This is a genomic window from Lachnospiraceae bacterium JLR.KK002, assembly GCA_036941025.1.
Classification (GTDB): domain Bacteria; phylum Bacillota; class Clostridia; order Lachnospirales; family Lachnospiraceae; genus Petralouisia.
In genome coordinates, this window is sequence record JAYMNP010000001.1 from 2,780,081 (window position 1) to 2,795,082 (window position 15,002).

Annotated in this window: 12 protein-coding genes and 1 tRNA gene; 3 read left to right on the forward strand and 10 right to left on the reverse strand. The window is 48.5% G+C overall.

Going from position 1 to position 15,002, the window contains the following annotated elements; all coding sequences use genetic code 11:
- Window positions 1-11: 11 nt before the first annotated feature.
- Window positions 12-1,229 (reverse strand): SH3 domain-containing protein, encoded by a 1,218-nt coding sequence (locus VSQ32_13615; protein MEH2943872.1) that lies wholly within the window; start codon window positions 1,227-1,229, stop codon window positions 12-14.
- A gap of 182 nt (window positions 1,230-1,411) precedes the next feature.
- Window positions 1,412-2,320, reverse strand: coding sequence for a thioredoxin-disulfide reductase (trxB, locus tag VSQ32_13620; protein ID MEH2943873.1), 909 nt, complete (start codon window positions 2,318-2,320; stop codon window positions 1,412-1,414).
- 99 nt (window positions 2,321-2,419) lie between these two features.
- On the opposite strand from trxB, the gene VSQ32_13625 reads away from it, so the two are divergent.
- The gene (locus VSQ32_13625) at window positions 2,420-2,596 is read left to right on the forward strand and encodes a YjfB family protein (protein MEH2943874.1); all 177 of its coding nucleotides are present in this window, start codon (window positions 2,420-2,422) and stop codon (window positions 2,594-2,596) included.
- Window positions 2,597-2,678: 82 nt separating this feature from the next.
- Here the strand turns inward: VSQ32_13625 and VSQ32_13630 are convergent, their stop codons facing one another.
- From VSQ32_13630 to VSQ32_13655, 6 genes are all read right to left on the reverse strand, one after another.
- Window positions 2,679-3,641, reverse strand: a complete 963-nt coding sequence (locus VSQ32_13630; protein ID MEH2943875.1) for a type II CAAX endopeptidase family protein — start codon at window positions 3,639-3,641, stop codon at window positions 2,679-2,681.
- A complete protein-coding gene (locus VSQ32_13635) occupies window positions 3,620-4,486 on the reverse strand; it encodes a S1-like domain-containing RNA-binding protein (GenBank protein ID MEH2943876.1) in 867 nt (288 codons plus the stop codon). The genes VSQ32_13630 and VSQ32_13635 overlap by 22 nt, the downstream gene beginning before the upstream one ends.
- A complete protein-coding gene (locus tag VSQ32_13640) occupies window positions 4,486-5,196 on the reverse strand; it encodes an acyl-ACP thioesterase domain-containing protein (protein ID MEH2943877.1) in 711 nt (236 codons plus the stop codon). Before VSQ32_13640 ends, VSQ32_13635 begins: the two co-directional genes overlap by 1 nt.
- 293 nt (window positions 5,197-5,489) lie before the next feature.
- Window positions 5,490-5,561: transfer RNA gene (locus VSQ32_13645), tRNA-Gln, on the reverse strand.
- Between the two features lie 56 nt (window positions 5,562-5,617).
- A complete protein-coding gene (locus VSQ32_13650) occupies window positions 5,618-6,262 on the reverse strand; it encodes a YigZ family protein (protein MEH2943878.1) in 645 nt (214 codons plus the stop codon).
- A gap of 135 nt (window positions 6,263-6,397) precedes the next feature.
- Window positions 6,398-7,579 carry an iron-containing alcohol dehydrogenase gene (locus VSQ32_13655; protein MEH2943879.1) on the reverse strand — a complete coding sequence of 394 codons (1,182 nt, stop codon included), beginning with the start codon at window positions 7,577-7,579 and terminating at the stop codon, window positions 6,398-6,400.
- 229 nt (window positions 7,580-7,808) lie between these two features.
- On the opposite strand from VSQ32_13655, the gene VSQ32_13660 reads away from it, so the two are divergent.
- Both VSQ32_13660 and VSQ32_13665 read left to right on the forward strand, forming a co-directional pair.
- Window positions 7,809-10,535 carry a PBP1A family penicillin-binding protein gene (locus VSQ32_13660; GenBank protein ID MEH2943880.1) on the forward strand — a complete coding sequence of 909 codons (2,727 nt, stop codon included), beginning with the start codon at window positions 7,809-7,811 and terminating at the stop codon, window positions 10,533-10,535.
- 208 nt (window positions 10,536-10,743) lie between these two features.
- Window positions 10,744-11,670, forward strand: a complete 927-nt coding sequence (locus VSQ32_13665; GenBank protein MEH2943881.1) for an exopolyphosphatase — start codon at window positions 10,744-10,746, stop codon at window positions 11,668-11,670.
- Between the two features lie 174 nt (window positions 11,671-11,844).
- On the opposite strand, the gene VSQ32_13670 is transcribed toward VSQ32_13665, so the two are convergent.
- Window positions 11,845-12,906, reverse strand: coding sequence for a response regulator (locus VSQ32_13670; protein MEH2943882.1), 1,062 nt, complete (start codon window positions 12,904-12,906; stop codon window positions 11,845-11,847).
- A 95-nt stretch (window positions 12,907-13,001) separates the two neighbouring features.
- The gene (locus VSQ32_13675; protein MEH2943883.1) at window positions 13,002-14,747 is read right to left on the reverse strand and encodes an ammonium transporter; all 1,746 of its coding nucleotides are present in this window, start codon (window positions 14,745-14,747) and stop codon (window positions 13,002-13,004) included.
- Window positions 14,748-15,002 lie beyond the last annotated feature (255 nt).

Below are 15,002 nucleotides of genomic sequence, written 5' to 3' on the forward strand. Positions count from 1 at the left end.
TTATTCTGCTCTTAGAAAATTCTTCTTACTGCAACAATCGGTCTGTAAGCTGCGGGAGAAGTATATTTGATGCCAGTAGCTTCTGTGCTGGCATGTACAATGGTGTCTCCGCCAATGTAGATTCCAACATGTCCGCTGTAGCATACGATATCACCAGGCTGCATTGCGTCTGTGCTTACACCATATCCTACACCTGCCAGCGCGCTGGAGGAATGAGGAAGGCCTACGCCAAATGCAGCGTATACGCTCATTACAAATCCGGAACAGTCAGCTCCGTTTGTCAGGCTTGTCCCGCCATATACATATGGGTTGCCCACGAACTGACATGCATAATCTGCAACTGCCTGTCCGCTTCCGCCGCTTGGCGGATTGTAGCTTCTGCTCTCACCGGAAGACGGTGCGGAGGAGCCTGAGGAACTGGAAGAAGATGAAGATCTGGTAGCTCTTCTTGCTGCTTCTTCAGCAGCCTTTCTCTCTTCTTCTTCTTTCTTAAGACGTGCTTCCTCTTCTTCTTTGGATTCAGCTACCACATAGTTGGTGCTGCAATCTACGAATTCGCTGGATACCCATCCGTCTCCTTCTTCAATTGCCACTTTTACCCAACCGTCTTTTTCTTCCACAACGCTGAGTTTCTCACCCTGGGGAACCTGTCCCAGAACATCAGATTCCGTACTGGAATCTGCCCGTACGTTCAGATTGTCAGTGGTTACGTCTGCCACTCTGTATCCAACGGATTTTGCCAGGTCTGCGTCGCCCAGAACCAGGAATTCTGCCTTTATGTATCCTTCCACATTACCGGAGTGGATTTTATACCAGTCTCCTTCGGCTCCCAGTACGGTACATGCGGAATTGTTATATAATTTTCCAAGTACCTCTCCATCCTCTCCTGCAATGGAGCGTACATTTACATAATCGTCAACCTGAGCAATCGCAATATCATCGTACTCTGTTTTCACAACAGGGGTTTCATTCTGAACCACATCCACATTTGTGTCGATGGCTTCCTGTCTCGGCGCAAGAGAATTTGCAAAAATCTCTGTAACACCTGCTGTTGCGGAATTCTCTTTCTTCGTATCCTGACTGTTATCTATCTGTGTCTCCTGTGCTGCTGAAATCAAATTTCCTGCACCTGCGCTTACTGCTGCATGAGAAACAAAAGAGCTTCCTGTAAATACAACTGCGGCGGTTAAACAACAGGTAGTTGCTTTTCTGATTGAATTTCTGTTCATAATACCCTCCATTTGCTATCTGTTTTCTATGAACATGAAGTCCTTACGGGATTCTTCATTTGTTACGAACTTATTACGAAATTTATTATAGCAAGGAGGGCTGTCTCTGTCAACTGTAAACTTTTACAAAATTATTACGATATTTCCTCGAATCCTGTCAATATTTAAAACTGCCTTTTCATTTACCGGATATATCTTTCAATAGAAGTAATTGCATTGGCTCCGTCGGCTGCTGCAGTGATTACCTGCCGGAGCTGCTTGGTTCTCACATCTCCTGCCGCATACACGCCTTCCACGCTGGTTCTGGTGTCTTCTCCGGCCAGAATATATCCCTGCTCATCCTGTTCCACCATCCCCTTTACCGCTGCAATATTGGGCTCCGTACCCACCGCAATGAATATGCCCTGCACTTCCAGTTCCCGGTCCGAATCTGTCTTCTTATCATGCACCAGAATGGAGGACACCTGGTTCTCTCCCCGGATTTCCGTTACATTGCAGTTTAACACAAGTTCAATATTGGTCGTCTCTTTCACTTTCTCCTGAAGAATCCGCACGCCCCGGAATTCCTCTCTCCGGTGAATCAGATATACCTTTTCACACCCTCTGGCCAGAAACAGCGCATCCTCCAGGGCCACGTCTCCGCCTCCTGCCACCGCAACGGTTTTTCCTCTGAAAAACGCTCCGTCGCAGGTGGCGCAGTATGACACACCCATACCCAGAAGTCTCTCCTCTCCCGGAATTCCCAGCTTCCTGTGTCTGGCTCCCATTGCCAGAATCAGGGTCCTGGCCTCATAGGTGCCCTTTTCCGTGACAACGGTTTTCCTGTCCCCCGTTACATCAATACTCTTTACCGGGCTGTTGACAATTTCCGCCTCGAATTTATCCACATGTTCACGGAACTTCTGTCCCAGTTCAAACCCGGTAATGCCCGGAAGCCCCGGATAATTGTCCACCTCATAAGTATCCAGAATCTGGCCGCCGCTCAGCGGCTTTTCTTCTATAATCAACGTATGCAGTCTGGCCCTTTTCGCATATATGGCCGCGCTTAATCCTGCCGGCCCGCTCCCCAGGATAATCACATCATAACACATAAAAACCCTCCTTATTCTATGACTTTCTTATTGATTTTTCCTTCTCTCCATGCAATAATAATACTGTATATTCATGTTACAGGAAAGGAGGTATCTGATATGGATATTGCTTCCTTATCAACTTCCCTCAGCATGGCCAACGTACAGAATGATTTCGGCGTTCTCATGCTGAGCAAACAGCTTGACACCGTAGAGGATATGGGAGATTCCATGATTAAGCTCATGGAACAGTCTGTGAACCCCCATCTGGGAGGAAATATTGACATCTCCGTATAATCCCGCCGCTGTCATACTTTATGAGCAGATTCTTTCTTACTTAGTCTGTAAAGAATCTGCTTTTTTATTCTGCAGAATTCCCTTACATCCGCTCCAGATAAATGGAAAATCCCATATAAGCAAACGCAATCAGCATACCCGGCACCAGCGAAACCGTAAACAGCCTTTCTCTGGTTCCCTGGGAGAACATATGCTTCACATAATCCCACCTGTGATTGATTTTACAGATGGCGATGTAAACCCCCACAGCTCCGCAGGTTGTGCCAATGGCTATGATTCCCCAGACTGCAATTCCCATCAGAAATACGATTAATTCCGCCCCTTCCATATTAGCGGCATACCCGCCCTGGGGAATCTGGGTCATCTGCTCCACCCCGGCGGCCTGATACAGCATGGGCAGCAGCCAGGATAACACCACACCGGTGGCATTCAGGGTAAAGTGGGCAATCATGGAACTGAAAATACTTCCGGTGGCCTCCACCAGAAAGGCCAGATACACGCCAAGGGCAAACGCATAGACAAACTGATTCAGGTTCATGTGCATACATCCAAAGAGAAAAGCACTCAGAAGAATTGCCGGCAGTATTCTGCTTTTCCGGTAAGTCTGAAACAGCAGGCCCCGGAACATGAATTCTTCCACGCAGGCAGGTACCAGAGCCACGCAGACCAGATTCGCCGCCAGAGACTGGCCTTCCATAATCATCTCTGCCACCGACGCGCTTCCGCCTGTGGAAAACAGCATGGAAATGGCGTTCAGCACCACCACCAGCGGATACATCAGATACGTGCACACTACCACCAGCACAATGGTGGCAAAGTTTATTTTCCGATAAGGTACCAGTTCCCGGATGTTTATCTTTTTCAGCTTACAGTAAAGAAAACAGGGCACGAATATCAGGGACTGGGACAGCAGTATGGAGACATACACAGACATTCCCTGCAAAGCCGGAATCCATGCTGTCAGCATGGAAAATCCCAGGCTCACACTCAGATAAATTACCACTACGGCCAGAAACAGCCGGTTTACGCTTTTGTTCTCAGACATGCAGTATCCTCCTGTACTTTACGAATGCTCTTTTCTGTGATTTCTATTTTTCTCTCCTTGTACAAATGCCCCACCGCGCGTTTGAAGGCATTTTTGCTCATTTTTGTCTCCCGCATAATGATTTCAGGTGAAGCCTTGTCATTGAAGGGCAGTACGCCTCCGTATTCTTCCAGAATCTCCAGTACCCTTTCCGCGTCCTGGTTCATCTGGACATAAGCCTTTTCCCGCAGGGTCAGATCCAGCTTGCCATCCGGTTTCACTCCCGTTACTCTGGCTTCCACACGGTCTCCAATCCGCAGGGAGCTGTGGTCCTCGTGCCGGGGAATCAACGCGGAATAACGGTCATCCACTGCAAGAAAAGCGCCGAAATTATCGCTGAACTCATACACCCGGCCCTGTACCATGTCGCCGATTTGGTAAGGAGAATCCGTTTCCAGCATTTCATAGAGTTCTCTCATGCTGGCGCAGAGGCGGCTGCTTTTATCCAGGTAGAGCCTGACCAGAATCTCATCATTCTCCCGGACTTTCAGGGTCTGTTCCTTATAGGGAAGGAACAGGTCCTTCTCCAGCCCCCAGTCCAGGAATGCGCCGATTTTCTGAACGGACACTACTTTCAGTGCCCGAACCTCCCCCATTTTCAGCTTCGGCTCCTGGGTGGTGGAAATCATCCGGTCTTTGGAATCCCGATACACAAAAACCTCCACCCGGTCTCCGGGTTCCGCTCCCTGGGGCACCTGTTTTGCCGGAAGCAGAACCTTTCTTTCATCTTCCGTTCTTTCCGCCAGATATACGCCGAAATCCACTGTTTTTACAATTACAAGCTCCTGTTTCTCTCCTAACCGTATCATGTACGTTCCTCCAATTCTACAACTGCATAAGGCTTTCCCTGCTCATCCGCCAGATTTACCACTGTTTTGCCCGGTTCTTCCATGGTAAAGGGATGGATGATATCTCCGTATACCGCCGCTTTCCGGTACTCTGTCCGCATTTTCCCGATTTTAAATCCCTGCGGCAGATATTCCTGAGCCATGCTGACATATTTCCCGTTGTTTACATGGCGGTTCGTATCAATGTGATATTTGTGTACCGGAAATGTCTCATGGGCCTCCATCTGCTCCGGAAGCTGAATTTTCCTGGAATTGTATTCCATGGGGAATTTCGGTGAAAATACATATGCCTCCGACATTTCCGGCAGGATTTTTGCAGGCCTTCCTTTCTCCACGTCCAGCAGCACCCACACGGAATTGGCATAAGCCAGAATCTCGCTTCTTTCATCCTTCATGGTAAAATTCCGATATCCCAGGAATCCTTTAAAATCATAGGGCCATGTACTTACCGTAATACGTTCCCCGTATACGGGATAGCGATTGAGTTCCACCTGCCAGCAGGACAGAACCCAGGCCAGATTCCGTTTCATCAGGTATTCCAGTCCAAGGCCCAGTTCCTCCGAATGGAAGGAGCTGCTGTCCTGGAAATAATCCAATATGGCATTTAGCGTAATGTTTCCTTCACTGTCCACCTCGCTGTAGCGGACTCTGCTTTCAAAACTATACATGCTTTCCTCCTGTAACTGTAAGAACATAGAACAGATACTTTCACGCTTCAGCGTGACAAGGTCTTCCCTGTAAAAAACAAAGTGGACAGGTCTGCAGGGGCTCCCTGAATCCCTCATTTCTGAGAGACCTGAACACTTTGACGCGCCGAGCATGGTCGCTTCAGCGACATTATTCCATTCATGCGAGTGCGCATAATCGTTTTCTCTTATAGGAAATACGTTCACGCTTCAGCGTGACAAGGTATTTCCTATAAGAGAACAAAAACCCATCACATCTGTGATGGGTTTTCAGACTGGCCCACAAGGATTCGAACCTTGAAATGACGGAGTCAGAGTCCGTTGCCTTACCGTTTGGCGATGGGCCATTGTTTTTCAACAAAATGTATTATATACGAGTTCCGAAAGAATTGCAAGCACTTTTTTAAAAAATTTTTATTTTTCCGTCAATTAGTGCAAATTCCGCGGAATCCCCCGTCCGGACGGAAGACTTCCCGCTGGTTCCTTCTGTAATTTCCTGCTGCAGAAATTCCAGTTTTTCCAGAGGCACCATAACTTCCGTTGTCACTTTATCCGTATAACGGGTATCCATGGCAGTAATCTGATTCTGTGCCAGAATATACTGAATTTTCCCAATATCACTATAATCACTGTCAATAACAAGGGGTCTTCCCGTCATTTTTTCAATCACAATGCTGTTGCGCAGCCCTTCCTGCACTGCTTTCTGGTAAGCCCGCACCAGTCCCCCGGTTCCCAGCAGCGTTCCGCCGAAATATCTGGTTACCACCACTGCCGCATTGTGGATATCTTCTTTCAGAAGCACATCCAGCATGGGGCGTCCCGCAGTCCCGCCCGGCTCTCCGTCATCGCTGCACCGCTGCAGATTCTGACTGCTTCCGGCCACAAAAGCATAACAGTTGTGACGGGCGTCCCAGTACTGTTTTTTCATTTTCCCGATAAACGCCAGAGCCTCCTCCTCGGTACCAACTGGTTCCAGATTTGCAATGAAGCGGGATTTCTTCTCCACAATTTCTCCCGTTCCGCCCTGATATAATATTTTTACAGACATAATCCACCTTTTGAGGAAACCGGGAACACCGTCCTGGGCAGCCGGTTCCCGGTTCTCTTTTTATTCCCGCATACGACGGCCATACGACCGCAGCAGGCGGGTCTTCATTTACAAAAAGATACTTTCGGAACAGAATTAAAAATCAACTTCTGTCCCATAATATGTACAGGTAAACAGTTTTTCCATGGTGGCCGGGTCAATTTCCCTTGGATTGGAGCCCGTACATGCATCGCCTACTGCCCGCTCTGCAATACCGGAAACTTTTTCTTTAAACTCGTCCTCGTTGATACCGAATTCTTTCAGGGTCTTCGGTATATTGAGTCGTACATTGAAGTCGTCGATTTTTGCACAGAGGCTGTTAATCAGAGCTTTCTCTGAGGTTCCGTCCAGTCCCATTCTGCGTGCAATCTCAGCGTAACGGCCTGCCGCAACAGGATCTTTTGCATTGTATTTGATTACATAAGGCAGATAAATGGCATTTGCACATCCATGGGGAATATGTCCTGTAGAGAATGCGGCGCCTGTCTTATGAGCCATGGAATGTACAATTCCCAGAAGGGCATTGGAAAATGCCATGCCGGCCAGGCACTGAGCATAATGCATCTGCTCTCTTGCAGCCATATTGCAGTTATAGGAAGCCGGAAGATAATCCAGAACCATCTCAATTGCCTGCAGTGCAAGAGGATCTGTAAAGGAACAGTTCAGTGTGGACACATAAGCCTCAATAGCATGGGTCAGGGCGTCCATACCGGTGTAAGCCACCTGCTTCGGCGGAAGTCCTGCCACTAAATCCGGGTCCACAATTGCCACATCCGGTGTGATATTGAAATCAGCCAGCGGATATTTTACGCCTGTCTGATAATTGGTAATTACAGAAAAAGCCGTAACCTCCGTTGCAGTTCCGGAAGTTGTGGGAATTGCACAGAATTTTGCTTTCTGTCTCAGTTCCGGGAAATTAAAGGGAATGCATAAATCTTCAAATGTGGTGTCCGGATATTCATAAAACGCCCACATTGCCTTGGCAGCATCAATGGGAGAGCCGCCGCCCATGGAAACAATCCAGTCCGGCTCAAATTTGCGCATTGCCTCCGCACCCTTCATTACTGTCTCCACAGAGGGGTCGGGCTCCACGCCTTCAAAAAGCTCCACTTCCATGCCGGCCTCTTTCAGATAGCCAACTGCCTTATCCAGAAATCCCTGGCGTTTCATGGAACCGCCGCCCACTACAAGGATTGCTTTTTTTCCTTTCAGGTTCTTAAGCTCCTCCAGACACCCCGGTCCGTGATAGACATCCCTTGGTAACGTAAATCTTGCCATAGTATTCTTCTCCTTTTCTTATTTTTATGCAGCGGCCCGGCCATACATAAACCGAGCCGTTATGCCTTATTTACATTTTACGATATTTTTGCTTTATTTACCAGTCCTTTTTTGTTATAATACTGTGATAAATTAAGAACCAGTTACTGTTCACACCCTACGGGTGTTCCGGTAACTGCAAATGTCCCATACGGTATCATAACTGACCTGATTTAAGGAGGCTTACTATATGAATTATGGAAAGAAAGGCGTATCCCGGAAGGAAAAACAGATTACTTCCACTGCAACACTGGTACGCAAAAAATTTTCAGTCATTTTCTTTAAAACACTGCTTATCTGCTTTCTGGCCGCAGTTGTCATCGGCGGCTGCGCAGGTATCGGCATCTTCAAAGGCATTATTGATTCGGCACCCGATATTTCAGACATTGACCCCACCCCCACAGGCTATCTGTCCGTGGTACTGGACAATCAGGGGAAGCAGACGGCCAAACTGGTAGCATCCGGCTCCAACCGGGTCTACGTCACTCTGGATGAAATTCCGAAAGACGTGCAACATGCTTTTGTGGCCATTGAGGACGAACGGTTCTATGAGCACAACGGCATTGATTTAAAAGGGATTATCCGGGCAGGCTTTAAAGGCATCAGCAACGGATTCCACTTCAGCCAGGGGGCCAGCACCATTACCCAGCAGCTCCTGAAAAACAATGTATTTGAAGGCTGGACCAACCAGTCCGGCATTGAAAAGGTCAAACGTAAAATCCAGGAGCAGTACCTTGCCGTAGAGCTGAGCAAAATCAAATCCAAAGACTGGGTACTGGAAAATTATCTGAATACCATCAACCTTGGGCAGAATACTCTGGGCGTCCAGTCCGCCTCCCGCCGCTATTTTGGAAAAGACGTTTCCGAGCTGACCCTTTCCGAGGGAGCGGTCATCGCAGGGATTACCAAGAATCCTTCCGCCTACAATCCCGTCAGCCATCCGGAAGAAAATAAGAAGCGCCAGAAACAGGTGCTGAAAAATATGCGGGATCAGAACTATATTTCAGATGAGCAGTACGAAGAAGCCCTGAAAGACGACGTTTATTCCCGGATTCAGCAGGTAAATATTGAATATGCAGAAGAAAATCCCAATTCTTATTTCGTGGACGCGGTGATTGACCAGGTGGTACAGGACCTGGTGGAAAAGAAAGGCTACACGGATACTCAGGCATACAAGGCCATTTACAACAGCGGCCTTACCATTGAATCCACCCAGGACATGGCCATTCAGCAGGTCTGCGACGAGGAAGTCAATAATCCGGATAATTACTCCACCGCCGCAAAATATTCCTTTTCCTACCGGCTTACCGTGGAAAAAAAAGACGGTACCATGAAGAATTACAGCGACCAGACCATGATTTCCTATTACAGCGCCGCCTCCCCGGACTATTCTCTGAATTTCTCCAGCCAGGAAGAAGCTCAGGCCGCCATCGACGCCTACAAAGCCGAAATTATGGAAAGCGGGGACACCATTCCGGAAGGAGGGGAATCTGTGGTATTCACTCTGCAGCCCCAGGCGGCTGTTACCATCATAGACCAGTATACCGGGGATGTGAAAGCCATCGTGGGCGGCCGGGGAGACAAGACCGGAAGCCGGACCCTGAACCGGGCCACCGATACCTCCAGACAGCCCGGCTCCACCTTTAAGGTACTGGCAGCCTACGCACCGGCTCTTGACACTGCCGGCATGACCCTTGCCACCGTGCAGGATGACGCACCTTTTTCCTATTCCAACGGAACTTCCCTGCGCAACTATGACGACAGTTACCGGGGATTCACCACCATCCGTTACGCCATCACCAAATCCATCAACGTGGTGACAGTAAAAACACTGGCAGATATCTCCCCCCAGACCGGTTATGATTATCTGAAAAATTTTGGCTTCACCACCCTGAAGGAGGAAGACATTGTGGAATCCCTGGCTCTGGGCGGCATTACTCAGGGTGTGACCAATCTGGAACTGACCGGCGCCTACGCCACCATTGCCGATGGAGGCACTTATATTAAACCCAGATTTTATAACAGGATTCTGGACCACAACGGCAACGTGCTGATTGACAACAGCCCGGAAACCCATACCGTATTAAAGGAAAGTACCGCTTATCTGCTGACTTCCGCCATGGAGGATGTGGTCAATGTGGGAACAGGAGGGGCCGTCAACTTCGGCAACATGCCCATTGCAGGAAAAACAGGAACCACCACAAAGAACCGGGACGTGCTGTTTGCAGGCTTTACTCCCTATTATACCTGTACGGTATGGTGCGGCTATGATGACAACAGCCCCCAGGAGGGCGCCCTTACAGCCAATCCCAAAACACTCTGGAAAAATATTATGGGCCGCCTTCATGAAAATCTGGAGTATAAGGAATTTACCCGGCCGGAAGGCATCGTGACAGCCGACGTCTGCAAAAAATCCGGGAAACTGGCGGTAGAAGGCCTGTGTGACATGGACCCGCGGGGCAGCATGGTGGAAACAGAACTTTTTGCCGCAGGAACCGTTCCCAACGAGTACTGCGACCATCATGTAAGCGCCACCATCTGTACGGCCTCCGGTATGCTTGCAAATGAATTCTGTCCGGAAGAAAACCGGCAGAGCGGTATCTATATCGTTGGAGGTTCCCCGGATACGGACGACGGCCCTTACCTGCTGTCCGATTCCCTGAGTCAGGAAAATTACTGTACCATCCACACAGCAGCCTCTGTAATTCCTGAAATTCCGGAAATCAATCTTCCTTCTGACAATAACAAAAAGCCGGACAAAAACGACAAAAACGACAAAAACGACAACGACAGGGACGACAGCGAGCAGGACAGGAATGACCAGGAGCTGGAAGAACCAGAGGAACCGGAACCTCCGGAGAATGACACGGAAGAACCGGAGCCTCCGGAAAATGACACCGGGGAAAACACCCCCTGAACGTCCCTTAAGCCTCAGGCAGGAACTGCGCCTGCAGCGGACTGCCTGGCAGGCGGTCTGCGGCCTGTTTAAAGAGACCTGCGCCGAACTGTTGCAGATTTTGTGTCCTTTCCGGAAGAACAGATTGCGTATTGCGCCGCAGTTATGATATGATATGATAAATAAAAGAATACGTTCTATGATAAATCACAGTGAGGAGGATATTAAAGTGAGATTAGTGACACGTTCCGATTTTGACGGCCTGGTATGCGGAGCACTGCTTTTAGAGGCAGGCATTATTGACACCTGGAAATTTGCACATCCAAAGGATTTACAGGATGGTCTGGTGGAAATCAATGAGAACGACTGTCTGGCAAATGTACCTTTTGTGGAAGGCTGCGGACTGTGGTTCGACCATCATTCCAGCGAACATGAGCGGCTGGAGCTGGAAGGAAAATATAAAGGTGAGAGCAGGATTACCCCTTCCTGTGCCAGGATTATTTATGAGTATTACGGAGGCAGCGAACGTTTTCCCCAGTTCGGAGAAATGATGGAAGCGGTAGACAAGGTAGATTCCGGCAACCTGACCATAGAGGAAGTACTTCATCCCTCCGGATGGATCCTGGTTGGCTTTCTGATGGACCCCAGAACCGGACTTGGAAGATGGCGCCAGTTTTCCATTTCCAACTACCAGTTGATGGAAAAGCTCATGGAAGCATGTCGCACCATGTCCACAACGGAGATTCTGGAACTTCCGGATGTGAAGGAACGAATTGAAGTATACTGGGAACAGACGGAAAAGTTTAAGGAAATGGTAGAAAAGTATACGCGGACAGAAGGAAATGTGATTATTTCTGATTTAAGAGGTGTGGAGCCCATCTATACGGGAAACCGCTTTATGATTTACAGTATGTATCCGGAACAGAATATTTCCGCATGGATTGTCAGCGGCCGGGGCGGACAGGGCTGTTCTGCTGCTGTGGGCTACAGCATTCTGAACCGTACCTGTGAAGTAAATGTGGGCAGCCTGATGCTGAAATACCAGGGCGGCGGACACCGGAAAGTAGGCACATGCCAGTTTTCAGAAGAAACCATGCACACGGAACTGCCGAAAATGCTGGAAGAACTCTGTAAAATGGCAAATCAGACAGCATAATCTGTCCGCTTATTATTTCCTGCCGGAAGAAGGCGCTGTAAAATCATCTGTCCGGATGATTTTACAGCGCCTCTTTTTATCTTACAGGAAAGACCTTGCCACGCTAAAGCGTGAAAGTGTCTTCCCATAAGATAAAAGTAATATGCGGACCTGTCCGCTTTGTTGCCGCAGAAATCAGATTTCTGCCTGCTCTGTCTGTGCAGGCTGTCTGGCGGCTACTTCCATATAATAAACAACTTTTTCATCGCTGATACTCTGGTTAAACCGGTCTGCAAAGCACTCCAGTATATTCTGGGTTACCCCGGTCATCACCCTTGCTGTCCGGTTCTCGTGGGCCTCTCCCCAGACCTTCTCCGGGAACACACCTTCTACTCTTACACGGAACCGCTCCTGATTCACTGGCATAATCACAATTTTTACGTGGAATACCCAGGAAATCATCTCAAATCTGGTAAGAAGCAGCCAGATAATAAAGTGGAGATTTGTGCAAAAATACGGGTCCATCTCCTGGGGGCAGTTTTCAATCTCCAGCACCACCTGCTGATCCCGCTCCGGATGCAGAAAATGCTTATAGATATCACGTCTGACCTCTTCCAGATTCCCAGGGAATCCTCCCTCTTTTTCCAGCAGACGGAACAATACCTTCCGCTCGTATTCAACCAGCTTCCATTTTTCCTGCTCAGACAGTTCTGACTCAACATCCCGGACAAACACATTCAGCAGTGCATGAAGGAATTTGACCAGTTCTTTCTTCTCCCAGGGGCGTTCCTCTGCTACCCGTTTCAGCATGGCTGCCTGTACGGACGCTTTTTTCAGATTCTGCTCCAGATCACGCCGTTCCAGAGCGTCTGTCTCTTTCCTGTCGTATTTGATAAATCCGTCCATAATAGCTCCGTACAACTGGAGATAGTTGGTGGGCCGCTGGAAAATCCGGAATACCTTCCGCTCGTTTACCAGCAGCTTTACATGGGCCAGCTCCAGCCGCCAGGAATAAACGATACAGACGGTCCTGGGATAATTTCTGTTCAGATATTCGATGATTTTCGTTCCGTCATAAGTGGGCAGATCCAGTCCTGTGACCACTACCTTATATTTCTTTTTCTTCAGAAGAAATGCCGCTTCCAGGCCGCTGTCAGCCGTATCAATTTCCATAGGGCAGTCTCTTCCTTCCATCGCCTCCAGAAATTCCTGGATAATATCTTTATTCTGATTGATAAATAACAGATTATTTTCCATTTTCCTTCCTCCGCGCTTTACTTTTCATTATTGTCTTCATTATAAACGCTTTGGACGAAAAAATCCACTGGTTTCTGAAAGGTATCTGTTACATGCTATTCCACATCCAGCAACGCCGCCAGATCCTCCTCTCCGGTACGGATTTTTACCACCTTTGCCACATCATATACAAAAATCTTGCCATCACCGATATGGCCTGTGTAAAGGGTTTTTCTGGCCGCTTCAATTACTTTTTCCACCGGAATATTTCCGCCGATAATTTCAAGTTTCACTTTGGGCAGCAGAGTCGCGTCCAGTTCCACGCCCCGGTACTTCTCTCCGGCTCCCCGCTGGATGCCGCAGCCCATCACCTGTGTTACGGTCATGCCGGTAACTCCCAGCTCATTCATGGCTTTTCTCAGTTTGTCATACCTGGACAGTTTTGCCACAATGGATACCTTGTACATACCGGTGACCTCTCTGGGTGGAGCCACCACCTTTACCGCCGCATCCCGCTGGGCAGGAGAGGCATTTTCATATTCTGAAATGCCCAAATCCGTATTTTCGTTGATATCCATGGTCATGGTATTGGAAATATCCATAATGCTGAATCCGGAATATGCGGAAGCAATTCCATGTTCCGTGGCGTCCAGACCCACAATCTCCTCTTCTTCCGTTACCCGCAGGCCGATGGTCCCTCTGATAGCCAGAAATGCAATGGTAATGGTTACCACCGTCCAGGCGGCCACAGATACAACTCCCAGAAGCTGAAGGCCGAGCTGATGGAATCCGCCTCCGTAAAACAGTCCGTCAATTTCGCTTCCGGGTGCGGAGGAGGTGGCAAACAGCCCTACTGCCACAGTTCCCCAGATTCCATTCAGACAATGGACTGCCACAGCCCCCACCGGATCGTCTATGTGCAGTTTGTAATCCAGCAGCCATACGCCGAATACCACCAGAAGGCCGGATACCAGGCCGACTGCAATGGCACCGAAGGCGTCTGTCACATCACAGGGGGCGGTGATTCCCACCAGGCCTGCCAGAGAGGCGTTCAGACACATGGACACGTCAGGTTTGCCGAATTTTATCCAGGTAAACACCATACATACCACCGTTGCCACTGCCGGTGCAATGGTAGTGGTCAGAAAAATGGAGCCGAGCTGAGGGATACTGGTTGCGGCCGCACCGTTAAATCCGTACCATCCGAACCAGAGAATGAAACAGCCCAGACAGCCCAGTGGCAGATTATGCCCCGGAAATGCATTCACTTTATTGATTTTCCCATCTTTATCCCGTGAAAACTTACCGATTCGGGGCCCCAGAATCCCGGCTCCAATCAGAGCGGAAATTCCGCCCACCATATGGATGGCGCAGGAGCCTGCAAAATCATGAAATCCCATCTGAGCCAGCCAGCCGCCGCCCCAGATCCAGTGAGCCTCGATGGGGTAAATCAGAGCGGAAATCACACCGGAATATATACAGTAGGATAAAAATTTTGTCCGTTCTGCCATGGCGCCGGACACAATGGTGGCTGTAGTGGCGCAGAATACCAGATTGAACACAAAATTTGAAAAATCAAAATCCTGATAAGATGAAAAAATATCAAATCCCGGTTTTCCGATAAATCCCAGCAGATCTTCTCCCAGCAGCAGAGAAAATCCGATAAGAATAAACATTACCGTTCCGATACAGAAGTCCATCAGGTTCTTCATCAGAATGTTGCCGCTGTTTTTCGCCCTGGTAAAACCTGCTTCCACCATGGCAAATCCTGCCTGCATCCAGAATACCAGCGCGGCCCCGATTAAAAACCAGATGCCAAAGGTATGCTCGCTTACCAGGCTTACAATTGTCTGTTCTGTCATAATAATTCCTCCCTTTTGCGCACAGGTGCGCATAATTGTTTATAAAATAAAAAACGGTGCTTTTCCGTCGTCCACAGCGTCGTGGCTCCACAAAAGTACCGTTTTCATGCAGTTTTCTGTTCACAGATTATTCATTTTAGATTCAAAAAAGTTTCATTTCATCAACACGGAAACTTCATTTCTTCCACATATAATAAAACCATAACAAAAGAAAGTCTCAGGTAATTATACATTAAATTACTTTTTCGAATAAAC